Origin of the sequence: Spirosoma soli (genome assembly GCF_042684525.1) — a bacterium.
Classification (GTDB): Bacteria; Bacteroidota; Bacteroidia; order Cytophagales; family Spirosomataceae; genus Spirosoma; species Spirosoma soli.
The window spans coordinates 18,292-42,570 of sequence record NZ_JBHULN010000004.1; the positions used below are offsets into that span (position 1 = coordinate 18,292).

Annotated in this window: 21 protein-coding genes; 9 read left to right on the plus strand and 12 right to left on the minus strand. The window is 49.8% G+C overall.

The window, feature by feature from the left end; genetic code table 11:
* Positions 1 to 44 precede the first annotated feature (44 nt).
* The 5 genes from ACFSUS_RS07925 to ACFSUS_RS07945 all read left to right on the plus strand — a co-directional run bounded on the left by ACFSUS_RS07925 (position 45) and on the right by ACFSUS_RS07945 (position 6,016).
* Positions 45 to 1,685, plus strand: a complete 1,641-nt coding sequence (locus tag ACFSUS_RS07925) for a sodium:solute symporter (protein WP_381521333.1) — start codon at positions 45 to 47, stop codon at positions 1,683 to 1,685.
* A gap of 21 nt (positions 1,686 to 1,706) precedes the next feature.
* Complete coding sequence (locus tag ACFSUS_RS07930) at positions 1,707 to 2,759, plus strand: glycoside hydrolase family 43 protein (RefSeq protein WP_381521334.1); 1,053 nt, start codon at positions 1,707 to 1,709, stop codon at positions 2,757 to 2,759.
* 19 nt (positions 2,760 to 2,778) lie between these two features.
* Positions 2,779 to 3,840 carry an endo-1,4-beta-xylanase gene (locus ACFSUS_RS07935; protein WP_381521336.1) on the plus strand — a complete coding sequence of 354 codons (1,062 nt, stop codon included), beginning with the start codon at positions 2,779 to 2,781 and terminating at the stop codon, positions 3,838 to 3,840.
* A 96-nt stretch (positions 3,841 to 3,936) separates the two neighbouring features.
* Complete coding sequence (locus ACFSUS_RS07940) at positions 3,937 to 4,044, plus strand: hypothetical protein (protein WP_381521338.1); 108 nt, start codon at positions 3,937 to 3,939, stop codon at positions 4,042 to 4,044.
* Positions 4,045 to 4,048: 4 nt separating this feature from the next.
* Positions 4,049 to 6,016 (plus strand): sialate O-acetylesterase, encoded by a 1,968-nt coding sequence (locus ACFSUS_RS07945; RefSeq protein WP_381521340.1) that lies wholly within the window; start codon positions 4,049 to 4,051, stop codon positions 6,014 to 6,016.
* Positions 6,017 to 6,776: 760 nt separating this feature from the next.
* Here the strand turns inward: ACFSUS_RS07945 and ACFSUS_RS07950 are convergent.
* The 5 genes from ACFSUS_RS07950 to ACFSUS_RS07970 all read right to left on the minus strand — a co-directional run bounded on the left by ACFSUS_RS07950 (position 6,777) and on the right by ACFSUS_RS07970 (position 13,386).
* Positions 6,777 to 8,030 carry an MFS transporter gene (locus tag ACFSUS_RS07950; protein WP_381521342.1) on the minus strand — a complete coding sequence of 418 codons (1,254 nt, stop codon included), beginning with the start codon at positions 8,028 to 8,030 and terminating at the stop codon, positions 6,777 to 6,779.
* Positions 8,031 to 8,188: 158 nt separating this feature from the next.
* Positions 8,189 to 9,493 carry a Gfo/Idh/MocA family oxidoreductase gene (locus ACFSUS_RS07955; protein ID WP_381521344.1) on the minus strand — a complete coding sequence of 435 codons (1,305 nt, stop codon included), beginning with the start codon at positions 9,491 to 9,493 and terminating at the stop codon, positions 8,189 to 8,191.
* A 48-nt stretch (positions 9,494 to 9,541) separates the two neighbouring features.
* Positions 9,542 to 10,318, minus strand: a complete 777-nt coding sequence (locus ACFSUS_RS07960) for a 3-ketoacyl-ACP reductase (RefSeq protein ID WP_381521346.1) — start codon at positions 10,316 to 10,318, stop codon at positions 9,542 to 9,544.
* 129 nt (positions 10,319 to 10,447) lie between these two features.
* On the minus strand, positions 10,448 to 11,887 hold the full coding sequence (locus ACFSUS_RS07965) for an oxidoreductase (protein WP_381521348.1): 1,440 nt from the start codon (positions 11,885 to 11,887) through the stop codon (positions 10,448 to 10,450).
* Between the two features lie 104 nt (positions 11,888 to 11,991).
* Entirely contained in the window at positions 11,992 to 13,386 is a 1,395-nt protein-coding gene (locus tag ACFSUS_RS07970; RefSeq protein WP_381521349.1) for a glycosyl hydrolase, read from the minus strand.
* A 264-nt stretch (positions 13,387 to 13,650) separates the two neighbouring features.
* Here ACFSUS_RS07970 and ACFSUS_RS07975 point away from each other — a divergent pair, with 264 nt between their 5' ends.
* Together ACFSUS_RS07975 and ACFSUS_RS07980 are read left to right on the plus strand one after the other, a co-directional pair.
* On the plus strand, positions 13,651 to 13,971 hold the full coding sequence (locus tag ACFSUS_RS07975) for a nucleotidyltransferase family protein (RefSeq protein WP_381521351.1): 321 nt from the start codon (positions 13,651 to 13,653) through the stop codon (positions 13,969 to 13,971).
* Positions 13,968 to 14,315, plus strand: a complete 348-nt coding sequence (locus ACFSUS_RS07980) for a HEPN domain-containing protein (protein ID WP_381521353.1) — start codon at positions 13,968 to 13,970, stop codon at positions 14,313 to 14,315. The genes ACFSUS_RS07975 and ACFSUS_RS07980 overlap by 4 nt, the downstream gene beginning before the upstream one ends.
* 98 nt (positions 14,316 to 14,413) lie before the next feature.
* Here ACFSUS_RS07980 and ACFSUS_RS07985 read toward each other — a convergent pair whose 3' ends face one another.
* A complete protein-coding gene (locus ACFSUS_RS07985; RefSeq protein WP_381521355.1) occupies positions 14,414 to 14,893 on the minus strand; it encodes a group II truncated hemoglobin in 480 nt (159 codons plus the stop codon).
* Positions 14,894 to 15,016: 123 nt separating this feature from the next.
* The gene (locus ACFSUS_RS07990; RefSeq protein WP_381521357.1) at positions 15,017 to 16,414 is read right to left on the minus strand and encodes a Gfo/Idh/MocA family protein; all 1,398 of its coding nucleotides are present in this window, start codon (positions 16,412 to 16,414) and stop codon (positions 15,017 to 15,019) included.
* A 68-nt stretch (positions 16,415 to 16,482) separates the two neighbouring features.
* Here ACFSUS_RS07990 and ACFSUS_RS07995 point away from each other — a divergent pair, with 68 nt between their 5' ends.
* Positions 16,483 to 17,142, plus strand: a complete 660-nt coding sequence (locus ACFSUS_RS07995) for a DUF3267 domain-containing protein (protein ID WP_381521359.1) — start codon at positions 16,483 to 16,485, stop codon at positions 17,140 to 17,142.
* A 190-nt stretch (positions 17,143 to 17,332) separates the two neighbouring features.
* Here the strand turns inward: ACFSUS_RS07995 and ACFSUS_RS08000 are convergent, their stop codons facing one another.
* Positions 17,333 to 17,713: a hypothetical protein gene (locus tag ACFSUS_RS08000; RefSeq protein ID WP_381521361.1), complete on the minus strand. Its 381-nt coding sequence runs from the start codon at positions 17,711 to 17,713 to the stop codon at positions 17,333 to 17,335.
* Between the two features lie 201 nt (positions 17,714 to 17,914).
* Entirely contained in the window at positions 17,915 to 18,679 is a 765-nt protein-coding gene (locus ACFSUS_RS08005; protein ID WP_381521362.1) for an NIPSNAP family protein, read from the minus strand.
* Between the two features lie 150 nt (positions 18,680 to 18,829).
* Between ACFSUS_RS08005 and ACFSUS_RS08010 the strand changes: the two genes are divergently transcribed.
* Entirely contained in the window at positions 18,830 to 19,792 is a 963-nt protein-coding gene (locus ACFSUS_RS08010) for an alpha-E domain-containing protein (protein WP_381521364.1), read from the plus strand.
* Positions 19,793 to 19,901: 109 nt separating this feature from the next.
* On the opposite strand, the gene ACFSUS_RS08015 is transcribed toward ACFSUS_RS08010, so the two are convergent.
* From ACFSUS_RS08015 to ACFSUS_RS08025, 3 genes are all read right to left on the minus strand, one after another.
* Positions 19,902 to 22,727: a PAS domain-containing protein gene (locus tag ACFSUS_RS08015; RefSeq protein WP_381521365.1), complete on the minus strand. Its 2,826-nt coding sequence runs from the start codon at positions 22,725 to 22,727 to the stop codon at positions 19,902 to 19,904.
* Positions 22,728 to 22,739: 12 nt separating this feature from the next.
* Positions 22,740 to 23,141 (minus strand): response regulator, encoded by a 402-nt coding sequence (locus tag ACFSUS_RS08020; protein ID WP_381521367.1) that lies wholly within the window; start codon positions 23,139 to 23,141, stop codon positions 22,740 to 22,742.
* A gap of 255 nt (positions 23,142 to 23,396) precedes the next feature.
* Positions 23,397 to 24,170, minus strand: a complete 774-nt coding sequence (locus ACFSUS_RS08025) for a hypothetical protein (protein WP_381521369.1) — start codon at positions 24,168 to 24,170, stop codon at positions 23,397 to 23,399.
* Positions 24,171 to 24,279: the final 109 nt, after the last annotated feature.

The following is a 24,279-nucleotide window of genomic DNA, read 5'->3' on the forward strand; positions in this document are numbered from 1 at the left end:
TAAGTTCAAGATGAATATTCCTTACCCATCATTCCACAACAGCCATGAGTTTAGATTTTAGCCTGCTTGACTACAGCATTATCGGCGCCTATTTTTTGATTGTCTTTGCTATCGGTTACTATTTCTCCCGGCAGGAGCGTAGCAGTACCGAATACTTTCTGGCGGGTCGGCACGTCGGTTGGTTTGCCGTTGGGGCCTCGCTGTTTGCTTCCAATATTTCGACGGAACACTTTATCGGGCTGTCGGGTACGGGGTACATGTCGGGACTAGCCACGGGTAACTTCGAATGGTCCGCTTCAATCTGTCTGCTCATTCTGGGCTGGGTGTTCGTGCCCTTCTACCTCAAATCGGGGGTGTTCACCATGCCGGAGTTTTTGGAACGGCGCTATAGCTCGGCCAGCCGCTGGTATCTCAGTTCCGTCTCTATTATCGCTTACATCTTAACCAAGATTTCGGTTCATCTTTTTGCCGCTGGTATTCTGCTCAAGCAGGTGATGGGGTGGGATATTTACACGTCTTCCATCCTGCTCGTAGTTGTAACCGGCGTGTACACGATTGCCGGAGGAATGGCCGCCGTCATCTATACCGAACTGATTCAAACCTTTATTCTGCTGGCGGGAGCTATTGCCCTGACCTGGATTGGCCTCGACAAAGTAGGGGGATGGAATGAACTGGTGGCAAACGTACCCGCCGGTCATATGGATATGTTCCGCCCAATGTCGGATCCGGAGTTTCCCTGGACAGGTGTGATTCTAGGCCCTTACATTGTCGGCATCTGGTACTGGTGTACCGACCAAAGTATTGTCCAGCGCGTACTGGCGGCCAAGAATATCGACCATGCGAAGTCGGGCACGGTTATGGCGGGGTTTCTGAAAATTTTACCGGTCTTTATTCTGGTACTACCTGGTCTAATTGCATACGCCCTCCATCAGAAAGGACTCTTGTTGCCCGGTCAGGAACTCAGCCCAAATGATGTGTACCCGGTGATGGTCAAGGAACTGCTGCCGAGTGGTTTTCGCGGTCTGGTGGTCGCTTCATTACTGGCCGCTCTGATGGCGTCGCTGGCAGCTTGCTTTAACTCAGCGTCGACGCTGATGACCATTGATGTGTATCAGAAATTCCGGCCGCAGGCATCCGAGAAGCAACTGGTCAATTTCGGTCGAACGTCCACGATAGTTCTGGTGGCGGTGAGTTTGTTGTGGGTGCCGCTGGTCACGGTGTTGTCTGATCAGTTATATGTCTATCTGCAATCAGTGCAGAGCTACATCAGCCCGCCTATTGCCTGTATGTTTCTGGTCGGTCTGCTGTGGCCACGGGCCAATGCCATTGGCTCTAAGGTGGTCCTTTGGACAGGCTTAGCCCTCGGCATGTTACGGTTTATTCTGGAAGTGATTCATAAGAACTCGCCGTTCTCCAACCCATTTTTAAAGACCATGATCGAGATGAACTTCATGCACTTCGCTATTGTCCTGTTCGTCATCTCCATCCTGCTGCTCATCGTGGTTAGTCTGGCGACGCCCGCACCCGCTCAGGACAAGCTGGACGGCCTTACATTCCGGTTTGCTGGCCAAGTCAAGCTGGATGAAGAGTATAAAATTGAAAACCCGATCCGCCGTCGACAGAACATGGTAGCGTCTATCATTCTGCTGGTTATGCTGCTGGTGCTTTGGATTATTTTCTTTTAACCTTAAATGAATTAATAAATTATGAAACGCATATACAAGCCCCTTGCCTTGGCTGCCCTGATCGGAAGTTCACTAACCGCCCTCGCACAAACCAACGGCGGTAAAACACCGAAGGATAAGCCGCTCGTGTCGCACATCTACACGGCTGACCCCTCGGCCCATGTGTTTAATGGCAAAATTTATATCTACCCCTCACACGACATTGACGCTAAGGATGTCAAAGAGGATGACGAAGGCGGGCATTTTGCCATGCGCGACTACCACGTGCTGTCAATGGATAAGATTGGCGGTCCCGTCAAAGACAACGGCGTGGCGCTCGACATCAAAGACATTCCCTGGGCTGGTCGTCAGTTATGGGCGCCCGATGCCACGGTCAAAAACGGTACGTATTACCTCTACTTCCCGGTCAAAGACAAGGAGGATATTTTCCGCATCGGTGTGGCAACCAGTAAAAGCCCAACGGGACCGTTTAAAGCCGAACCGGAACCGATTAAGGGAAGCTACAGCATCGACCCCACCGTGTTTCAGGATGCCGATGGCAAGGCGTATCTCTACTTTGGAGGGATTTGGGGTGGGCAGCTACAGCGCTGGAGTGGCAATAAATATGACCCAAAAGGCGCGTTGAAACAAAAGAATGAGGTGGCTTACCTGCCCCGCATCGCTCGTTTAAGTGCCGACATGAAATCGTTTGCCGAGCCGGTTCGGGAAGTGCAAATCCTGGATGAGAACGGAAAACCCTTTCTGGAAAAAGACAGCGACAAGCGGTTTTTTGAAGCGGCCTGGCTGCATAAATACAACGGCAAGTACTACTTCTCATATTCGACGGGTGACACGCATAACCTGTGCTACGCCATCGGCGATAACCCTTATGGGCCATTTACGTACAAAGGCGTAGTGCTGAAGCCCGTCCTAGGCTGGACCAATCACCACTCCATTGTGCAGGTTGGTAATAAGTGTTACTTATTCTATCACGATGTTCAGCTCTCGGACAAGACGCACCTGCGTAATGTGAAAGTAACCGAGTTGACCTATAACCCCGACGGCACGATTAAGACGATTGACGCGTATAAATAAGCCCCTAAACTTTTTCATCATGCGTAAATTAGCTTCCTGCGCCCTGATTGCGTTATCGGTCGCCTTCGTGGCTCCTGAAAAAGGGCTGAAAGATTATTACAAAAACTATTTCCCGATTGGCGTGGCCGTCAACCCGCGTATGGTGCAGCCCGGCCCGGATGCCGAATTGATTAAAGCTCAATTCAACAGTATGACGCCCGAGAATGCCATGAAGATGGGGCCAATTCATCCAGAAGAAAACCAATACAACTGGAAAGATGCCGACGCCATCGCCGACTTTGCCAAACAAAATAATATCAGACTACGGGGCCACACGCTTTGCTGGCATAATCAGACACCCCGCTGGTTCTTCACGGATTCAACGGGAAAGACGGTGAGTCGGGAGGTATTGCTGACCCGCCTAAAGCGGCATATTACCGACGTAATGGGTCATTATAAAGGCAGAATCTACGCCTGGGACGTCGTGAACGAAGCGGTGCCTGATACGGGGACAAGCCTCTACCGCAAATCGAAATTTTACGAAATTATCGGGGAGGATTATATCGAGAAAGCGTTTCAGTACGCCCACGAAGCCGACCCCAATGCGCAGTTATTTTACAATGATTACAATACCGAAACAGCCTCTAAGCGGAACAAAATCTATCAATTGTTAAAGAAGCTGAAAGACAAAGGCGTACCCATCAACGGTGTGGGTTTGCAGGCGCACTGGTCCATCTACGAGCCTACCGCGCAGGAGCTCGAGGAGTCTATTAACAAGTTTGCCAGCCTGGGCCTGAAGATCCAGTTTACGGAGGTTGACGTATCTGTCTACCCAAAAGAACATGAACGCCGGGCTCGTCGCGATACCGACAAAAGCGAGTTTACACCAGAGATGAACGACAAACAGGCAGCCCATTACAAAATGCTGTTTGAGGTGTTTCGAAAGCACCGCGACAAGATCACGGGCGTTACGTTCTGGAACCTGACCGACAAATATTCCTGGCTGGATAACTTCCCCGTTCCCGGTCGTAAAGATTATCCCTTGCTGTTTGATCAGAACGGCCAGCCCAAGAAGGCGTATGAAAGCGTAGTGAAGTTTTAAGGATGGGTTGAGTGCAGTGATGTTCCTGCCCAAATGGGCCATTAGGATCGGAACACGGCAAGTGGAATCACCTGATGAGCCAGACGGATATTGTGCATGGTAAATCCGGGCGTTGTTCTGCAAAAGCTAGTAGTGGATTTTGGCGGTCAGGAAAAAAGCTATCTCGGACCAGAAGCAACATTGAACAAAAATGCAACGAACTAACCAAATGCAGTGCAGATTCATCCCCACCGTTGGTGCGTATGTTCTCAGCCTGCTGCTGATAATAAGTACGGGAGTACAAGCTCAGCTTCGTTTGCCCAAATTAATCAGCGATGGGATGGTGCTGCAACGGGACGCTGCGCTCAAGATTTGGGGGTGGGCCAACGCAGGCGAGAAAATCACGGTACGCTTCAATCGAAAGACCTATAAAACCATAACGGGGAGCAACGGCAAATGGCTGCTTACGTTGCCTCCCATGCCAGCGGGTGGCCCTTACAGCATGGACATTGTGGGCCATACTCAGCTTACTGTAAAGGATATTTTGATTGGCGATGTCTGGTTTTGCAGCGGACAAAGTAACATGGTTCACCAGCTAAATATTCACGACGTAACGTACGCCAAAGAAATTGCAGAGGCCAACTATCCGCAAATCCGACAGTTCTGGATACCGACCCTGACCAGTGTGCAAGGCCCACAAAGCGACCTCCCGAATGGTCAATGGAGAGCGGCTGTTGGCGAAGACGTCCGGCCTTTCTCGGCGGTGGCTTATTTCTTTGCCAAAAAGCTTCATTCAACATACAAAGTACCAATTGGCATTATCAACGCCAGCGTGGGTGGGACACCCATTGAAGCCTGGACGAGCGAAGAAGGACTAAACGATTTTTCGGCCCTACAGGCTACCATTGATAAAAACAAAGACACCACGTATGTCAATAGCCTAACACGGAGACTACCCTCTACGGCCAGCCGACCGGCCCCGCCCGTCGATTTGGGGATGGCGGAGGCTACCAAATGGTATCACATTTCGTACATTCCCAAAGGCTGGCACCCAATCAACGTGCCGGGTTATTGGGAAGATCAGGGCATTAAAGACCTGAATGGTGTGGTATGGTACCGGAAAGAAATCGACATTCCCGCTTCGATGACGGGTAAGACTGCCAGGGTTTTTCTGGGCCGAATTGTCGATGCTGATGAACTGTATATCAACGGCAAGCAGGTCGGAAAAACCACCTATATGTATCCCCAGCGTCGGTACAACATCGCTGCTGATGTATTGAAAGCAGGTAAGAATGTGTTTGTTGTACGGGTGACTAACAACGCTGGCAAAGGCGGCTTCGTACCCGACAAGCCATACTGTATTTTCGTCGGTGCCGATACCGTCGATCTGAAAGGAACTTGGCAGTACAAAGTGGGAACGGCTTATCGGCCTTTTGCAGCCGGGGGCAATCCAGCCGGGGGCAGTCCAGCCGGGGGCATCAATGCCCAGAATCAGCCAACGGCGTTGTACAATGCGATGGTCGCTCCCGAAATCAATTATGCAATCAAAGGCTTCTGCTGGTATCAGGGCGAAAGCAATGCCGGGAAGCCCCAGGAGTATAAAAAACTACAGGTAGCGTTGATTCAGGATTGGAGAAATCAATGGAAACAGGGACCGTTGCCCTTTCTGTACGTCCAGCTTCCCGGCTTTATGGACTACAACTACCAACCCTCAGAAAGTAATTGGGCCGTGCTGAGGGAAGCGCAACTCAAGGCGCTGTTGGTGCCCAACACGGCGATGGCCGTAGCGATTGACCTGGGTGAATGGAATGATATTCACCCCGATAACAAAAAAGATGTGGGCGAACGACTGGCATTGGCTGCGTTGAAAACGGCTTACAAAGAGAACCTGATTTCGTCGGGTCCGCTGTATCAATCGGCCACCGTTGAGGGCAACAAAATTGTGATCAGCTTTACGAATGTTGGCAGTGGATTGATCAGCAGCGACGGGGAAGACCTGGGCGAGTTTGCCATTGCGGGTGCTGACAAGAAATTCGTCTGGGCAAAGGCAAAAATAGAAAATGGGAAAGTAGTCGTGTCAAGTGACGAAGTGTCCAATCCCAAATACGTCCGGTATGCCTGGGCCGATAATCCCGTCAACCCGAACCTGTACAATAAGGAAGGACTACCGGCTTCCCCCTTCCGAACCGATCAATAAACTTGCTCCACTTAGCTAGTTATTAGGCTAATTTCAATTTGATAGGGCGGTTTGTTAGTTCACAACCAACGATTGATGAACTGCCCGAATACCTCTTTGCATTGATCGCTGACCCGAATAGTGGCCGAGCTGATCTGTACTGAATGGCGGGTAACAGCGTTGATCTGATCCAAAGCGACAATGAACGACACGATCGATGCACGCGTGTAAATTAAATTAGGCAACCGGTAGACGTTCTTCCAAGAATTTCAGGCTCGTTAAGGACAGTAGAGGCTTTGCTGGATCGCTCTGACGTTACACTTTTACGTAGTCTTTTAACCCTTCGATGTATAAAATATCATTGTAGGTCACTCGAACTAACTGGTACTCTACTTTCAGAAATAGGTAGTTGTGGGTTACTTCAATAGGGGCTACGGGGTCTAGTGCGATAGGCTGGCTTCCCGGAAAGGCTGGCCAACAAACGGGGACGCATTGGCCTGGCAGGTGAAAACTTCCTGGGTAACGGCGTAACGATGACTACCAAGTTAAACTCGCCTTTGCTCATCAGGTGAACGTCAATCACCTCTATAATTCCAACGTAAAGGTGACGTTCACGTACCGGGTTGGTAAAATGAGTTTTGACTAACCCCGGCGAAAAGGTCGCTCAGTAAACAACGACGGCGTGAAAGGCGGAGATGGGGGACACAGAGGCACGGCGTACAAAAAACATTAACATCTTCTGTGTAGCCGTACCTCTGTATTGAAATGATCCAGTTGATTCCTATTTGTCATCAGTCTCCACGTAGTTGAGGTCTTTACTGAATGTCTCTTCCATAAAACTTAGGGCTATCAAGGCTAAAGCTACTGTTAATAACCCTACCCCCAGGGCACTGTACAAAACGCCGATGTGCCCCTTACCTAACACAAAAAGGGACGTTAAAGGAATGACGGCTCCCCGCACGAAGTTGGGCACCGTGGTGGCAACCGTGGCCCGGAGATTTGTGCCGAACAACTCGGCGGCAATGGTCACGAACAAGGCCCAGTAGCCATTGGCGAAGCCCAGGAAAATGCAGACCAGATAAAACGTATCAATATCGCGCAGTGGGGCCAATAAATACACCAGCACAAACACGAACGACAGCAGGATAAAGCCCCCGATTGCCTTTTTGCGGCTTCCCAGACGCTGACTGAGCAGGCCGCTGGCTACATCGCCGAACACCTGCCCGGTGAACGAGAGCATGACCGCCTTACCAGCCACGACCGGGGCCGATAGGTTCATGGCCTGACCAAATTCCGGCGAGAACGTAATGAGGATACCGACCACAAACCAGATGGGTAGCCCTACCAGAATGCATTGCAGGTACTTGAGAAATCGGGTTTTATCGGTGAATAACATCAACAGGTCGCCCCGCTTAACTTGCCGCTCTTTTACAACCTGAAAGATGCGGGATTCAAACACATTCACCCGAAGAATGAGCAGTAGCAACCCTAAGCCACCGCCGATGAAATAGGCGTTACGCCATTCGAACAGGTCAGCGACGAAGTACGCCATGATCGCGCCCAGCACGCCCATCGTGGCCACGATCGTGGTGCCATAGCCCCGAATTTTTTTCGGCAGTACTTCAGTGACCAGCGTTACGCCCGCGCCTAACTCTCCGGCCAGCCCGACACCCGCCACAAACCGAAGGATAGCGTATTGATTCAGGGAGGTTATCAGGCCGTTGCCGATGTTCGCCAGCGAGTATATCAGGATAGAGCCAAACAGCACCGACAGCCGCCCTCGTTTGTCGCCCAATACTCCCCAAAAGATACCTCCGACCAGCATCCCGGCCATCTGCATGTTTAAGAGCATGATACCGTCGGGTAGGAGCCGGTCAGGGGCCGTGCCTAACGCTTTCAGACTGGGTACCCGCACGACGCTGAATAAAAATAGGTCATACATATCTACTAAGTAGCCCAGCGCAGCCACCAACACCGGAAGCTGCACCAATTGCTGGATAAGGCTACGTTGCTCGGTTTTGAGTTCTTCAACCATTGCTCTATTTGAAAAATACGTGTTTATATAGCGTAGTTGGGTGATACAACTGTTACACCGAGAGATGAAAGAACTACACGGAGACCTTTGTGTAGCTCATTTCACTCAGTGAAGCTCTGCGTAACAACCTTGTCATCCGATTACGTAAAAACAATGAGCTAGACTTGCTGCGGAACCGAGTAAGGCGCCCGATACTTGCGGGTGAGCATGGCATTCGCTTCGGCATCGCTGAGAAACTCTTCCTTTTTAGGGTCAAACTTCAGCGTGCGTCCCAGGCGGTACGCGATGTTACCGAGGTGGGCAATGCCCGACGATAGGTGAGCAGTTTCGACCGGTCCATTGAGTTTCGACTTGTCCCGTGCCCGAACGGCTTCAATAAAATTCAGGTAGTGATCGCCACCCGCATGGCCAGCCGGTCCGGGCGTTCGTTCTTTGCCCAGGAAGGTTTTGTAGTCGTTATAACCGTTGACCACCATGTAGCCTTTGTCGCCGTAGAAGAAGTTGCCAATTTCAACGCCGTCTTCCTTGTTAGTCATCCACGGTCGAACTTCAAACTGGATGACTTTGCCTTCTTTGGGATAATTATACGTCGACGTAAGTGTCTCCGGCGTTTCCTTGCAATCCTTCCAGAGATACTTGCCGCCCGCCGACGTAATTTCTTCGGGGAAGCCCACGTCTAGCCCCCACATGCACAAATCGGTTTCGTGAATACCCTGGTTGCCAATGTCACCATTGCCGTAATCCCAGAACCAGTGCCAGTTGTAATGCACGTAGTTTTTGCTGAACTGTTTAGCTTGGGCTGGGCCTTGCCAGAGGTCCCAGTTTAAGCCATCGGGTACGGGTGAGTTACCCTGATTACCAATGTCGGGCCGCCATTTATAAACAACGCCCCGCGCCATATACACTTTCCCGATAAGGCCGTCGCGCAGGTGCTTAATGGCTTCCTGAATGGCCGTTGAGCTGCGTAGTTGCACCCCATGCTGAACAATTCGTTTGTATTTAGCCGCGGCCTCGACCAGCTTCCGACCTTCGCGGAGGTTGTGCGAACCGGGCTTTTCGACGTACACATCTTTGCCTGCCTGACAAGCCCAGATAGCGGCCAGCGAATGCCAGTGATTGGGCGTTGCAATGCTAACGGCGTCGATGTTTTTATCGTCGTATACCTGGCGCAGGTCTTCCATCATCTGCACCTTACGGCCGTGTTTGGTCTCGAACTCACCGGCTCGTTTGGCCAAAATGTTTTTGTCTACGTCGCACAGAGTGGCAACCTCAACATTTGGCAGTTTCGAGAAACCGGCAATGTGGTCGGTGCCGCGTCCATTGACACCGATAACGGCCACACGAACCCGATCATTAGCCCCAAAGGCTCGGGCCGGAATAATGGTGGGCATGCCCAGCACGGCTAACGAGCCGGTGGCAGCGGTCTTGAGAAACTTCCTGCGGGAATCGGATTGGCTGTTCATACCTGGTCATGGGGTTTAGGAAAAAGGAGTAAAGAGATATTCAAAAATCTATAATCTCGGTAACGTCAATCCGCCGTCAATCGTGATGACCTGCCCGGTTGAATACGGGAAATCGCCACTAGCCAGCGAGGCTACGGCCCGGCCCACATCGTCGGGATACCCCCAACGCTTCTGGACGCAAAGCCCGTCGTTAATCAACTTATCATACTTACTCGTTACACCCGCCGTCATATCGGTACGGATGATGCCCGGCCTGACTTCATAAACTGGAATGTCGTATTCCCCCAACCGAGCGGCAAACAGCTGCGTTGCCATGCTCAATCCCGCCTTCGCTACGCAATACTCACCCCGATTGACAGAAGCGACCGTCGCCGAGATTGACGAGACGTTAACAATGCAGCCGGAAACCGCTGGCTGCTCTGCCTTCTGCTGAATCATCCAGTTGGCAGCGGCCTGCGTTAGAAAATAAGCGCCCTGCAAATTGGTTGTCAGGACGTGCTGAAAGCTTTCTTCGGTCGCTTCCAGAATGTCCCGCCGTTCTTTCGGGGCTACTCCCGCATTATTCACCAATACGTTCAACCGACCGAAATGCGCCCGAATCTTATCCAGCATCGCCGTTCGCGCTTCTATTGACGCAATGTCGCCCTGGCAGTAGATTACCTCTGTTCCTAAGGCTCGCAAATTTGCCAGCGCATCACTGGCGGCTTCTTCGGAACGTACGCCATTGATTGCCAGATCAAATCCGGCTTTTGCCAGATGTTCGGCAATGCCATAGCCAATACCTCGACTACCACCCGTGATGAATGCTACTTTTTTCAATGTCATTCGCTACGCTGTCATTGATAGTCAAATGTGGTCAATAATGGTTATTCACTTCGCTGTGTTAGCGCTTGATTATCATTGGCTATGCCTGACTATTAATAACAGCATAGCGAGTAGCAGTGAAACCAATAATTAAACTTTAAGTGCCTTCAACTGGTCGGCTTCCGGCATCTTTTTGTAATTCGGGTCCAGCGGGTAACAGCCCGAAATGAGTCCGTTACGGGGCGCTGTGGTACAGTCGGAAAAAGTACGGCAAAGTAAGTTTCGCGTTAACGAACGACCCGCCAGCATGTCGGCGGGCATGGTTGGGTAGGAGAGTACCATTCGACCGAAACCTACGCTATCCACCATACCCGTTCGGAGTACGTACTGCGCTACGTTAGGCAACCACTCCTGCAAATACGAGTAGCCTGAGCCAATAATAATCAATTCAGGAAAAGCCTTTTTCAATTCGTGCGTCACGTCGATTTGACGTTTGACACCCAGCAGCGGCTCTTCGGGAGGGAGGTAGCCGTCTGAGGGTGGGAACAGGGCAGGACGCATCAGGTGGGGGTTGTAGTAAGGGCTTCCACCGGTGATGCATACCAACTGAATGCCCAGCGACTCCACAAGCGCCAGAATCGCCTTGGTTTCGGTCAGGTCAACGCCGAGCCCATTGGTTTGCCCACCAAATGCAAACGGGTAATGATCGGCGGGCTCGGGAACGCCGACTTCGTCAGGCCCTTTTTTGAAGGGCAGAAAGTCGAACGCACTCAGGCGAATGCCCATTTCCAGCCCCGGCGCGGCCTGTCGTATACCGGCTACAATGTTTCGCAGGTAGCGCGTACGATTCTCAAAACTGCCGCCGTATTTGCCGGGCCGGTTGACGGCGCTCAGAAATTCGTGGCCGAGGTAGCCGTGGCAATGCTTAACATCGACAAAATCAAATCCTGCTTTTTGGGCCAGCACTGCTGCTTCCACGTAGTGTTCGATAATCTGGTCAATCTCGTCGTCGGTAAGCGTGGGGTAATCTGCCGACATGCCGAATCGTCCATTAAGGTACGGGTGAGCGTACAGGATTTTCGACTCAAAAGTCTTGTGGCTATTGGGCTTACAAAACCGTCCAGAATGAGTCAGTTGTAGTCCAATCAGCAGATCGTCGGTAGTGCCAAATTTCTCCTTGTGTTGCTCCAGGATTGATTGGCGCAATTCAACAAAGTCAGAAAACGTATCAGTGTTGAGCACCAGTTGATTAGGGTTGGCCTTGCCCGCATGGCAAACCGCTACGGCCTCACAACCGAATAGTAGCTTAGCTCCGCTAATGGCGAATTTTGTCCAGCGGTTGCGGGTCAAGACTGACGGGCGTCCATCGGTTGTACCGTCCCAGCCTTCCATTGGTAAAATACACAGGCTATTACCAATAGTCTTCCCTGCTTTAAGTTGGATGATATGGTTGAACGGGCTGTCGGAGGGAGGCAGCAACGCTTCGTCGAATGGCAGGTCTATCGCGTTGGTTTGCAGGTAATCACGTAAATCCTGAGCTGTCTTCAGCTGAGCTATTCGAGGGTAGCGGGGTTTGTTTTTCGCGCTCATGGCTGTAGGGGATGGCACACAGATGATACGGATTAAGCAAATCTGTCTGGATTTTATGTACGTTTTAAATCAGTGTTAATCCGTATCATCTGTGTGCCATTACTTCATAAACAATTGAAAAAGGCATAGTATGGCTCGTCTTTACTGATGCGCTGAAGATAAAGCGCTACCTCCCGGGCATGATAATCCCCCCACATACTCGACTCGCCATTCGGAATCGTACTGCCTTGTGGTACATAGTCCCAACCATTCGGGCGGTGATAAATGGAATGCAGAATCAACCCCTGATGATTCGGGTTGGTACTTAAATACGGTTCATTGAACAAAGAGTGCAACACCGTTAAACCGGCCTGCCAATACCGCTGACCGGCTTCAGCGTCTCCTTTGGCGGATAGGTAGTTTCCAAGACGTAGCAGCCCCTGAGCACCGATGGCTGCAGCCGAGCTGTCGACTGGCTCAAAGTCGTTGTATGGATCAGCCGGGCGGTCGAGGTAATTACCTAATTTATAAAGATTAGGAGCGCCGGTATCCCAGTAGGGAATGCCGTTGACGGGCGTGTGTTCAATGTAAAAATCGCAGGTGGCACGGGCGGCTTTAAGCAGGAGGGCTTCGATGGTTCCGCGTCCGCCAAGCGGTTCGAGTTCACTATCATTGAGGGTCGCCAGGTATTCCAGTTCTTCGGGAAAGCCGCACATGGCCCAGGCCAGACCGCGTGTCCAGGTAGTAAAGCCAGAATAGCCTTGTTGCGAGTTGGGACATCGGAAATTGCCGTCTTTGACGTTGAACACACTTTCGTGCGCCGTGCGGCCCCAGAGGTCATACGTATCGCGACCGTCGCCATAAAAGACGGAGTAGTCGGCGGTGGCCTTCATGTGCAGAATGGCCCGCTCCAGCAGATTGACTTTTACATCGCCTTCTGCCTGAAACACGTGGCCCAGACTATGACTAAGCACCAGCGCCCGACAGGACCGGATGGTATCGACAAACAGCGAGTGCGGCCCGTTGAAGGAATGGATAAAGCCAGCTGGTGTTCCTGCTCCGTTCCGGATTGTTGTCCAGCGGCTGGCCTGAACGGCTCCCGAAATCTTTAAAGCCAGTTCGTAAAAGTTTCGCTCGTGCTCATTAAACGGTAATTTACCTTCCTGCATGAGCCGGAGCAGATTACCATACGTACTGACATTGTTGAAACCATGATCATGAACGCCAATGTGGCTGACATGCGGGGCCATCATCTCGATGGTTTTGCTGCGGCCCATGTTTAAAAAATACGGGTCGCCGGTGGCGTCGTATTGGAGAATCGCTGAGCCGTATTGAAACCCCTGCGTCCATTCTGTCCAGCCGCGGGTGGTGTATTCACCCCCAGCTGTGAAAACGGGAGACCCTTTTGCGGTGTCGTACCGCTCGTCGATCAGGCGAATCTTTTGGGCAGAAAGCTCCCAGAACTGGGCTAGTTTTGCTGAAAAGTCGGTGGGTTTGAGGTTGTAGTCAATTTGAATCATTGTCGGGTAAAGAAGGAATACTCCGACAAAAGGAAAAGGCGTTCATAACTTACTACGTCCTCTTAGGTTGTGGAGTTTGTTAGCACATAATACACAAGAACGTACGTGTTGCTATCGTGTTCAGGCAGAATAAAGGCAAGGGTTCTCATTCAAGCTTGCCATAATTTGACTTTTTCGGGAAGAAGCTAAACCAATATTTTAGGAAAGGCTATTAAACTTAGTCTGGCTGAACGGAGTTAGGGTATTTTTTTTACTTTTATAACTATGCAATCTATTACACCGATAGTAACCGAGTTTAAGCATAAGTTGCGGCAGTTGTATGGTGATCAACTCGCTGAACTGGTTTTGTTTGGCTCTTACGCCCGAGGAGATAGTCATGACGAATCGGACGTAGATTTCGCCGTTGTTTTGGAAAACTCGGATATAAGCTCTACTGATGAGGTTGTCCGACTTGTGCCGATCAGTACAGCCTTAAGTCTTAAATACGGGGTTGTCGTGTCGATTTTACCGGTCTCCAAACAAAAGCTGAGTACGTCAATGCAAGGCGTCTATCAAGAAATAAGACGGGAAGGTATTCGCCTATGAGCCGATTACATGAAGCGCAGCAGGCACTGGAACGAGCTGAGGAAACGCTTGAAGAGTCGGCTTACAATTTAGAAGGGGGGTTTACAATCGCCACCGTTAACCGAGCATATTATGCTATATTTTATTGCTTAACTGCCTTACTTCATACCGAAGACATATATACGAAACGGCATTCGGGAGCGCATGGTAAATTCCATGAATTATTTATTCGAACTAGTCGATTCCCGGCGGAGACAGCACAGTGGGCACAGTATGATTTTCAACTTCGGCAGGCAGGCGATTATGACCTTGATACCGATATTACAGAAGAGCAAGCGCAGCAGGCATTAACATACGCCCGTTAATTTCATGCATTGACTCAAACATATATTAACGGCTTGATAAAGGGGCAGTCCTTGTCCTGAAAAATTTGACTTAAGCTATCCTAAACAAGATGGGTTCCTCAGTTCGGCACGTAAGGACCACCCGTTTCGCCCCAGCCCCAGGCTGGCATTGGCGCGTTCTCCTGAACAGGATTCTCGCTTACGTTTGAATTAAGCACCGCCAGGCGGCTACCCCATTCCAAATAGCCAACTAAAGCCGAGCGAAACTCCGGGTCGTCGGGCAAGCCGATTTCGTCGGCGCTATCCAGCAGTAAGCCTAACCAACGGCGACGTTGCGTTTCGGTCAGGTGTTTGCCGACGTGGTGTTCAACCATCCGTGCATGACTACCGCCATCCGTTTGGGTGTACAGGGCAGGTCCGCCAAAAACTTCGCCAATGAAATGCGCAACGTGCTGCGCATGGTCTGGAGACATGCTGCGGAATACAGGCGCTAGTAGTACGTCCTCGTTTACTTTTTTGTAAAACAAGTTTGTCAATTGCTCCAGGCGATCGTTTTCGCCCGCCCAAGTGTAGAGTGTAGGTATAAGAGGTGCGTTCATAAATGAGTAGTCGTGTTTGCGGGACGAATATTGTAAAATGAACGCTGAATAGAGTCTGATTACTTAATAATTCGATCTCATTCGAGTCAATAGCGGGCGGTTTAAACCGCCCGCTATTAAAAATTATTGCATCTCTGGCTCTGTGCCTCTGAAGGCGTCTTTTTTGTTTACAGCCGTTAGCTTTACCGGTCGGCCCTCGCGCGCTGACTGGTAGATAGCTTCCATAATTTTATGATCCTGTAGGCCTTCTTCTCCGGGTGTAAACGGCGTTTTGTTCTGCGTAACGCATTCCGAAAAGTGGTCAATCTCGGAAGCAAATTGATTTTTCTCGCTGATTTTGGGCTGCTCTTTGTGTTCTACTTTTCCTTCGGCGTACGATACTTGTGGCTGTAAGCCGCTATAGGCAAAAGCGGGGTCTAAGCCCATCCAACCCCGTTCGGCCATAGCGCGATAACGCCGGGTTTCGTGCACACCGTAATTCGTACCGCAGTTGGCGATAACGCCACTTGGGAAGCGCATCTGCCAGCTCACCATTTCTTCCACTTCCTTAAAGCGCGGGTCGCCTGGTGTGCTATATTGGTAACCAAACACTTCGTTGGGTTCTTCGCCCAGCAGATAACGTACCGTGTTGAGGCAATACAACCCAATATCAGGCAGCGCCCCACCGCCGGCCAGAGCCTTTATGTGTCGCCAGTGCTGCGGATTTGCCGAATTCTGTACGTTAAAGGCTTCAATGAACTTGGTTGCTCCAAACCGCTTAGATTGGATCATATCGCGGATCATGCGGTTATTGGGTTCATACTGAATTCGGTAGGCTACCATCAGCTTCCGGTCGGCTTTGCGGCAGGCGTCAATCATGGCCTGGCACTCGGCCGAGGTATTGGCCATTGGTTTTTCGCACAGAATGTGTTTACCCGCCTGTGCCCCACGAATGGTGTATTCGGCGTGCATACCGTTGGGCAATACGATATAAATGGCTTGTACTTCTGGGTTGTCTTTCAGCCGGTCATATTGATCGTAGGTGTAGCAACTCTGCTCTTTAATGCCGTATTGCTTCGCCACTTTCTGCATTTTCTCGCGGCTACCACTTACCAGGGCCACAATCTTCGATTTCTTGCATTCACCAAACGCGGGCAGAAGCTCATCGAGGGTTAAGTGTCCCAGGCCAACAATAGCGTAGCCAACCCGCTGATCGGGTGGTGTTGGCGAAGGCGTTGGGCCTGACTCAACCTCGGTTTTAGCTTTCCAGGCTTCGAGCTTGATAGGCTCGTCTACTTTTTGCGGAATCTTTGCCGGGGGCGATTCGGCCGGTAGCTTCGGTACGTTTGCGCTACCTGACGAGCTGTATGTACCTCCTGATGAGGACATGGTATTTTGGCCCGTTTTGCACGAGGCCGCAAGCCCACCTGCTACGCCTACTGCCAGGCTTCGCCCGGCGAAGGATAGGAATTCTTTTCTCGATACGCCTGCTTCCGATGGCGTATCGAGCATGAGTTTAACCAAATGATCAATCTGTTTCATAACGTTGTAGTTTTGATGAAAACTTCATTAATTAACCCTTTGTTGAGAAAACCAATCTACTAGCTTTCATGCGTCCAACCGTTGATGAACTCCATCATTCTGACCGTTATGTACTAATTGAGTCGTTTAGCATTGATGAGATGAACCAGTTCATTTTTCGAGAGCTAGGCATGACGCCCCCGTCTGCTGATAATCCTCCCAGGCGCACCTGGAAAACGTGGTTGGGGCTATTGATTATACTTCTCTTGGGAGGGGGTGTCGGTTACTTCGTCGGTTCACTGCTGGGTGGTCAGGTGAAGCACGGGAACGGGATGTCGCTGGTTTGGCAGCTTGTTGGTGGATTAGTAGGGTTGCTTATTCTGTTACCTATCCATGAACTCATTCACGGATTAGCGTTCAAATACATTGGCGCCCCTCATATTGGATATGGTTACTCGCTCAGGAGCCTGATTGTGTATGCGTACAGTCAACTCTTTCCGACAACAATGCGCGAAGTAGCTTTTGTGGCAGTGATGCCGTTTATTATCATCACAACGAGCCTGTTGATCGGCTGGGCGATCTGGCCGGTTTATAAAGTGTTTTGGCTTATTTTGTTGATAATACACACCAGCGCCTGCATTGGCGATTTTGCATTGATCCGTTATTACTACAAAAACCGCCAGCGCACAATCTACACCTACGATGACGTTGAAGGTGAACGGCGGTCTTACTTCTTTGAGAAGGTTTGATTAGTTCTCTGTCGAAGTAGTTCAGCGTAATACAGTTCGTTTTCTATAGTCTCCAATACAAACTGGGTCGCTTTAAGCCTTTAATCGTTGTAAATTAGCTTAAAGAAAAGAATATCCATGCATTTTAAAACCTGCTTACAATCAAACCTGAACCATCTTACAAATTCACATTTACACAGCGAGCCCTGCTTTACTTAACTCGTACGAAAGCAAAATGACAACCTTCGTAACACAAGGGAGTTAGGCGAAGCGTGTCACTTTTGAGCTCTACCCCCTGGCGTATTTTCATACCTTGTCCCTGGTTGGCTCGCTTATCCCAATAGCTAAAACTGTATAAGTTGGCTGCGTTTTCTACCTTATCAATTTTGTAAGTACGTATTGGGCCATACAAGCTGATAAAGGATGGGTCGTACCCCCTGGCTTTGAATCGGCCTCTGGAAGAGAAGGTTATAGTTTGAGCTGGATTTGTTTCGACAGATTTGATTACATATTTATCACCTTCGGGAGCATCGCCTGACTCATATAAACGCCACGTTCCTGATACTGCTTCGTAAGCCTTATCTTTAGGCATGCTAGTTGAACATGAGGTAATTAGGCTTAAAAGAAAGAATATAACCATAAAGTACTTCATATCTTCAGTGGCTTAAACAGCTTCTAAAAATGCGACTCAAGCTGGTGAAAGTTTAACTAAATTAAGCTTTGAACCATAAAAAACCGCAAACAGAGCCAATTTTAGCTTCTGCCTGCGGTTTAGACGTCAACAGGTACTGAACTACTTCATCGGCGAGTAATCCGTTGGCTTCATGTAGATAGACTCTACTTTGGTTGTCAAGGGGCCGCCTTTTTCAGACTCTTCTTTGGCCTTTACCCATTTCGGATCTTTACGGAACTCCTCAAAATGCTGTTTCCCCTCAGCTTCGCTTGGGTGAGCCAAAATATAGACCAACTTAGGCTGTGCTGCCTCATCTTTTTCCTGCGTGATCCAGTACCCGACGTTGGTCATGCCGTGCTGGCTGAAGAGCTTCATGGTATGATCGCGGAAGCGGGTGAGCAGATTCTCTAGCTTACCCGGAGTGGCCGTGTAGGTACGTAGTTCAAAAGTCCGGGCGGGCGACGACTGCTTTATCTTAATTTCGGGCGATAGATCCGATTCCATCATGAATATCTGATCGACATGATCGACCAACTTACCATTCGCTTCGGTTTTGGCCACCACGGATTTCCATTCGGGATCATTACCAAAGGCCTTCCAGGAGGCATCGCGGGCTTCGCGGCTAGGGTAGGCCAAGATGTAAATTAACTCTTTGCGGGATGTATCGGTAGGGGTCCAGTACCCGATGTTCTCCATGCCGTGTTTCTCGAAGATCTTGGTCGTGTACTGCCGGAAGCGGTCCACAATTTCGGCGTACTTACCCGGCGTTGGGTAATAAATCCTGACCTCATACAGTTTCGAGCCGGGTTTTGTGGGCGTAGGTCCAGCGACAAGTGCGGTAGTAAGCAGCAGGCCGAACGCGAGTAGATAATACAGTTTATTCATACAGGGTTTGTGATTTAACAGGTGGCAAATTAATCTAATTTTTAGCGAATGCTTTGTCACGAAGCCGCACAAAAACGAAAGGGCTTGTAAAATAAGAGCCAAGCTTTATTTTTGTTAGTCTCCCACAGTAATAAACTAACTCATTCCCTTATGCTGAGCCGCGTTGCCAATTCTGTTTACTGGATGCACCGCTACATTGAACGGGCCGAAAACTATGCCCGCTTTATGAGCGTTAATTTTAACCTGGCTCTCGATTTACCCCCCAATGTAGATCAGCAGTGGGAACCGTTGCTAATCGCCACGGCCGATAATTATTTGTTTTACCGGCATTATGCCGAGCCAACCCGCGAGAATGTCATTCATTTCATGGCGTTCGATAAGCGGAATCCCAACTCCATTGTTACGTGTCTGAGCAACGCCCGCGAGAACGCCCGGACCATTCGCGAGGCCATTTCGAAGGAGATGTGGGAACACCTGAACCAGTTTTACCTGATGGTTCGGGATACGGCTCCTAAACAGCAATGGGGAGAAAGCCAGACGCAGAACTTCCTGACCGAAATTCGCAACGGTACTCAACTTTTCTACGGCATCATTGACGCTACAATCACGCGTAACGAAGCGTGGCATTTCGGACGGATGGGCCGGTTCCTGGAACGAGCTGATAAGACCTCGCGCTTCCTGGACGTGAAGTACTTTACGCTGCTGCCCGAAGTTGACTCTGTAGGGTCTACGCTGGATTTAATGATCTGGTCGGCGGTGCTGAAATCGGTTAGCGCTTACAATATGCACCGGCAGCAATATCGTTCGCTGACACCATCGAGCATTGTCGAGTTCCTGATTCTGGACAAGATGTTTCCGCGTTCGGCGGCTCATTGCATCCGGCAGGCCGAATTGTCGCTGTATGAAGTGTCGGGTAACAACATCACCCATGGCTTTGGCAACCCCGCCGAACGAACGCTGTCTAAACTCCGGGCTGAACTAGAGTTTACCGAAACCGCTGACATTTTTAAAGCCGGCCTGCACCAATATCTCGATCACTTTCAAACCCGGGCGAACGAAGCGGCAACGGCTATTTTTGAGACCTATTTCGATCTGAAGCCGGTAGAAGCGTAAGGCTCACCAGGCAGGGTCGAGCCAAATGGAACGCTGATCTTTATGATGATTATGATTTATCTTAACTAGCCTAAATATCAGCGTTCTATCATTGATTTGTTAAGCTTGTCTAGCTGTTTCCCGTGGGACCATGAACTGGCAGGTAAATGGTGAACGTAGCGCCCTGATTGGGTTGACTTTGGGCAATGATGACTCCATTATGGTTGTCAACAATTTTTTTGCAAATCGCCAGACCAATGCCCGTTCCGCTATACGATTTGCCATTACTCAACCGCTGAAAGAGCGCGAAGATCTGGTTGGCGTACTGTTGCTCAAAGCCGATACCGTTGTCGCGAACGGCTAACCAGATGTACGAAAGAGCCGGGTTTAAGCCCATTTGTTGAGCCGTTTGCTCTGCAGAGAGTATACCCGAAGAAATCTGAATCAGCGGGTTACTGTTCGTAAATTTCAGGGCGTTGCCAATCAGGTTTGTGAAAAGCTGATTCAGCTGCAACGGAATGCCGACAACCATTGGCAAGGGGCTGTACTCGATGACGGCTTCTTTCTGCTCAATGAGTAGATCAAAGTCACTCAATACGTTTTGCAGAATTTGATTCAGGTCCGTTGGTTCAAGCTGATCGTCAATTTTGGCCAGCCGAGAGTAATTAAGAACGGCTTTAATTAAAGCCGACATGCGTTGCGCTGACTTGATTATTTTGCTCAAGTATAGATTACCTAGCTGGTCGTCATCCTGATTCTCCTGCAACAAGGACGCAAAGCTTTGGATCTTACGGAGAGGCTCCTGAAGGTCGTGGCTGGCAATGTAAGCGAATTGTTCTAACTCGTGATTTGTGCGAACCAGCGCCTGATTGGCAGCTGTGAGCTCTTGAGTGCGCTCCTGTACCTGGCGTTCCAACCGTTGTTGAGCCATTCGCTCTGGGGTAACATCCAACGTAATGCCCACCATTTGTAGGGGTTTCCCATTGTCGTCATAGACCCCACGGCCCCACGCCCGTATCCAATGCAAAGAGCCATCCGGCCATATAACCCGGTACTCGGCGTTGTAGACGGATCTGTTGATTACCGCGTCGTTTACTAACCCCTGAACCCGTTGCTGATCCTCGGGAACCATAACTCGTATTAAATCTGGAATATCAAATGTAATATCGGCTGGCAAGCCATAGTTGGCTTTACATTGAGCAGTGCAAGTAATACGTCCTGTTGCTAGTTCTAGTTCATAAGAGCCCAAACGACCTGCTTCCAGCGCCATTTCGAGCCGTTGATTAACTTGCTGCAGAATGGCTTCGCTATTGACCAGCTCTTTCCTGAAAGCCAGTTCAGGCCGTAGGTCGCGGAGCGTAGCGCCACGACCAATCTGCTGACCCGTTGTTGGGTCGTTGATTTTGACGTAACTCGCATTGCACGGAATGACCTCGCCGGTTTTAAAATGTTTTAGGTAAACGACGTTGGCTTGCTCGTCGCTGTTAAGCAGTGACGACAACCGATAGGCCCGAACACGACGAGCGTGTTCGGGCACGTAAAACTCATGCCTGTATAAGTGCGTAATGCTTTGGTCAGGGTCCAGACCAGTCAGCTCACGTCCTGCCCGGTTGAGGTAGATCTGACGTCCTTCAACATCCGATACAGCCATATAATCGTGGCTGTTTTCTACTAACGAAAGGAGCTTTTTCTGCTCGGCTCGGGCCTCCACTTCGGCAGTGATATCCTGAGCAATCCCCGCAAAATGGGCATACGCTCCAGTCGAGTCAGATAAGTAAGTGCCCAGTACTCGTAACCAATGCACCGAGCCATCATTCCAGACCGTTCGGGCTTCGTAGCGTAACTTACCCGTTTGGGCTGCCTGCTGGTAGGCCTTTTCGCGAATAAGACGGTCTTCGGGGACAATATACGTGAGCAGTAAGTCGCGTGTTAGTCCCGTAGACTCAACGCCGGTAAAAATTCGGGAGAGCGTTGGCGAATACGTAAGGTTGTTATCAGCCAGATCAATGTAAAAGCTACCAGCCCCGGCACCTTCAAGGGCCAGCTTCGCCAGTTGTTCAGCCCTTTCCATTTGCTGACGAGCCAGCAATTGCTCTGTCGTATCCTGCGCTGTACCCGCAAATCGGTAGGCTACACCTAACTCGTTGAAATAAGCTTTGCCTTTGGCCCGAACCGTTCGCTTCTGGCCGGTTATTAGGTTGGCAATTGTGTAAGTTACGTCGTATTGCCCGCCCGAAGCCGGTTTTAAGGCGTTCCAGATAGCCTGCGACACCTCTTGTTGGTCGGCACCCACAATGGCCTCTAAGGCCAGCGAGAGTTCGAATTCTGAATTAGAGGGTAGCCCGAACCAATCTTTTAGCCGATCGTTTGCCGTAAATCGATGGGTAATCAGATTTAGGTCCCAGGTGCCTAATTCGGCTGCATCAATCGCGAAAAAAAACTGATCCCTGCTTTCGTCAGGATGATGAAGCACTTCCTCAGGTTTAGTGGTTTCTGTGCAGGTAATCAATACACCGTAGGGTTGGCCTGCCTCATTGCTTACCGGACTGTAGCAAACAGTCCAATAAGCAGTTTCGGCTTTTCCATTATGGTAGACAGGCGTTAGCTGAGCCTCTTTCTGAATGACCGGACCACCTGCTAAAAGCTGATCAATGATTGGCTTGACATCAGCCCATTTTTCAGCCCAGGCATTTTCGGCCCGCTGGCCCAGAACACGAGTATCCTTAAAGCAGGGTTGATAAGCGTCGTTATAAAAACAAATCAGCTCAGGGCCCCAGAACAAGCACATGGGAAGCCTGGAGTTAAGCACAACAGTAAGCAGAGTTTGTAAGCTTTGCGGCCACGTATCGGGATCTCCTAACGAACTCTTCGACCAGGCCGTCGAACGCATCAGCTTACCCATTTCACCGCCTGACAGAAATGGATAAACCGGCTTACTTAGGCTATTTGCTTCCATACGTAGCGATGCTCAAGAGTCCTGTCGATTCAGAATCAGCTCGGCCAACTGATTTGATAGGGCCGACACGAGCGCGGGTTTTGTGATGAATCCGCTGGCCCCAAGTTGTTGGGTCTCCTGTACATCCTTTGATTCGGAAGACGTTGAATAGATAATGATTGGGGTATGCTGTAATCGGTTTATCTTCTTCAGCTCAGATAAACATTGCTTGCCATTCATGCCGGGCATGTTCAGATCCAGGAAGATGTATTGGGGCGTAAACGTCTCGTCTTGCTGAAGTTTCCGTAAGGCATCCGTTCCATCGTCGGCAAAACTACAGGCGATGGATGAACTTACTTTTTTTAACGCTAACGCAAAAATCTCCTGATCGTCTTCGTCATCGTCGATCAGGAAGCAGGTAATCGGTGGGTTCATGAAATGATGCGTACGCTAAAAAAGTTAATTATTTATCAAGCGAATATACAATAAGTACTCTACATGTATAAATACTTACTTATTAATAATGACAAAGTCACATTAAAATTCTATAAATGTTGACGCTTCCGCCTACATTGTAATAAATAGCCCCAAAGAAAAATTAGTGAAAAATAGCTATCGAAAAATAAACAGCCTCTCGAACGGTACTACTTATACGAAATGAGTTAATAATGCAGCCTCAGTATAAGGTAATCAATAAAAAATGGGCAGCGTTATCGTCAGAAAGGCCATGCCCGCTCGATTACGGAAGCGGTTATTGTCAGCAATAACATCGCGGTTTTCAACCTTGGTTTCGCTGGTAAGCCACGAATATCCCAGTTTAACGGCCACACGTTGGTTGATACGAACCCGAGCGTATACTTCAGTAGACAACGTACCGATATCATTGTCGCCGAGAAGTCGTAGATTCAAGCGGCTGGGGGAGGCCTGTTGGAACGTATTAGCCCCCTGAAAAAACACATTAATAGAATCGCTGCCTGTTGACCCCTTTATTGTGTACTGACCCGTCGACGATCGATACCGACCGATACGCCGTTTTCCGAAGGTTAAGCCTAACAAGTCTGCGCTGGCTCCCAACTCCACCCACCCCAAGTTAAGTTGCGCCCGAACGCCAGCGTTGAGTGATGTCATCGTTACGTAGTCGTAGCGGACTGTATCGACATTGTCAATGACAAGTGGTTTGCCCAATGAGCCTAATCCCGACTGACCACGTGTCAGGCGAGCCGGAGCTGTATAATAATTAATGTTATCACCGTAGAAGGCTCCCAACCGCACGGTCCAGCCAAACGCCAGTAGTTTACGTTCCCCAACGTTTATAAGCTGATAGTAAGCAAGCGATGGATTGTAGTTATTCTTGGAATAAGCCATGCCCAGGTCGAAACCGCTACTAATACGAGTTGCCACTGGCGATTGAGCAAAGCTGGAGACAGAAAATAAAGTCAATAACGTGATAAGTACTTTCTTCATGCAGGAGATCTGAGTGTTCAAGCGCGCAAAGATAGAGCGAATGCTGTAAGAGTTAAGTACGTGCAGGAGCGATTACAGATATAATTCACTCACTGCACATACTCCGTTT

What these genes read in the sequence shown, in the direction of transcription:
- ACFSUS_RS07995 (WP_381521359.1), top strand. Translation starts at nt 16,483, where the DNA reads ATGCGTCCAACCGTTGATGAACTCCATCATTCTGACCGTTATGTACTA.
- ACFSUS_RS07985 (WP_381521355.1), bottom strand. Translation starts at nt 14,893, where the DNA reads ATGAACGCACCTCTTATACCTACACTCTACACTTGGGCGGGCGAAAAC.
- ACFSUS_RS07975 (WP_381521351.1), top strand. Translation starts at nt 13,651, where the DNA reads ATGCAATCTATTACACCGATAGTAACCGAGTTTAAGCATAAGTTGCGG.
- ACFSUS_RS07925 (WP_381521333.1), top strand. Translation starts at nt 45, where the DNA reads ATGAGTTTAGATTTTAGCCTGCTTGACTACAGCATTATCGGCGCCTAT.
- ACFSUS_RS08015 (WP_381521365.1), bottom strand. Translation starts at nt 22,727, where the DNA reads ATGGAAGCAAATAGCCTAAGTAAGCCGGTTTATCCATTTCTGTCAGGC.
- ACFSUS_RS07945 (WP_381521340.1), top strand. Translation starts at nt 4,049, where the DNA reads ATGCAGTGCAGATTCATCCCCACCGTTGGTGCGTATGTTCTCAGCCTG.
- ACFSUS_RS08000 (WP_381521361.1), bottom strand. Translation starts at nt 17,713, where the DNA reads ATGCCTAAAGATAAGGCTTACGAAGCAGTATCAGGAACGTGGCGTTTA.
- ACFSUS_RS07940 (WP_381521338.1), top strand. Translation starts at nt 3,937, where the DNA reads ATGGTAAATCCGGGCGTTGTTCTGCAAAAGCTAGTAGTGGATTTTGGC.
- ACFSUS_RS07960 (WP_381521346.1), bottom strand. Translation starts at nt 10,318, where the DNA reads ATGACATTGAAAAAAGTAGCATTCATCACGGGTGGTAGTCGAGGTATT.
- ACFSUS_RS08025 (WP_381521369.1), bottom strand. Translation starts at nt 24,170, where the DNA reads ATGAAGAAAGTACTTATCACGTTATTGACTTTATTTTCTGTCTCCAGC.
- ACFSUS_RS07935 (WP_381521336.1), top strand. Translation starts at nt 2,779, where the DNA reads ATGCGTAAATTAGCTTCCTGCGCCCTGATTGCGTTATCGGTCGCCTTC.
- ACFSUS_RS07950 (WP_381521342.1), bottom strand. Translation starts at nt 8,030, where the DNA reads ATGGTTGAAGAACTCAAAACCGAGCAACGTAGCCTTATCCAGCAATTG.
- ACFSUS_RS08005 (WP_381521362.1), bottom strand. Translation starts at nt 18,679, where the DNA reads ATGAATAAACTGTATTATCTACTCGCGTTCGGCCTGCTGCTTACTACC.
- ACFSUS_RS07970 (WP_381521349.1), bottom strand. Translation starts at nt 13,386, where the DNA reads ATGATTCAAATTGACTACAACCTCAAACCCACCGACTTTTCAGCAAAA.
- ACFSUS_RS08010 (WP_381521364.1), top strand. Translation starts at nt 18,830, where the DNA reads ATGCTGAGCCGCGTTGCCAATTCTGTTTACTGGATGCACCGCTACATT.
- ACFSUS_RS07955 (WP_381521344.1), bottom strand. Translation starts at nt 9,493, where the DNA reads ATGAACAGCCAATCCGATTCCCGCAGGAAGTTTCTCAAGACCGCTGCC.
- ACFSUS_RS07980 (WP_381521353.1), top strand. Translation starts at nt 13,968, where the DNA reads ATGAGCCGATTACATGAAGCGCAGCAGGCACTGGAACGAGCTGAGGAA.
- ACFSUS_RS07965 (WP_381521348.1), bottom strand. Translation starts at nt 11,887, where the DNA reads ATGAGCGCGAAAAACAAACCCCGCTACCCTCGAATAGCTCAGCTGAAG.
- ACFSUS_RS07990 (WP_381521357.1), bottom strand. Translation starts at nt 16,414, where the DNA reads ATGAAACAGATTGATCATTTGGTTAAACTCATGCTCGATACGCCATCG.
- ACFSUS_RS07930 (WP_381521334.1), top strand. Translation starts at nt 1,707, where the DNA reads ATGAAACGCATATACAAGCCCCTTGCCTTGGCTGCCCTGATCGGAAGT.
- ACFSUS_RS08020 (WP_381521367.1), bottom strand. Translation starts at nt 23,141, where the DNA reads ATGAACCCACCGATTACCTGCTTCCTGATCGACGATGACGAAGACGAT.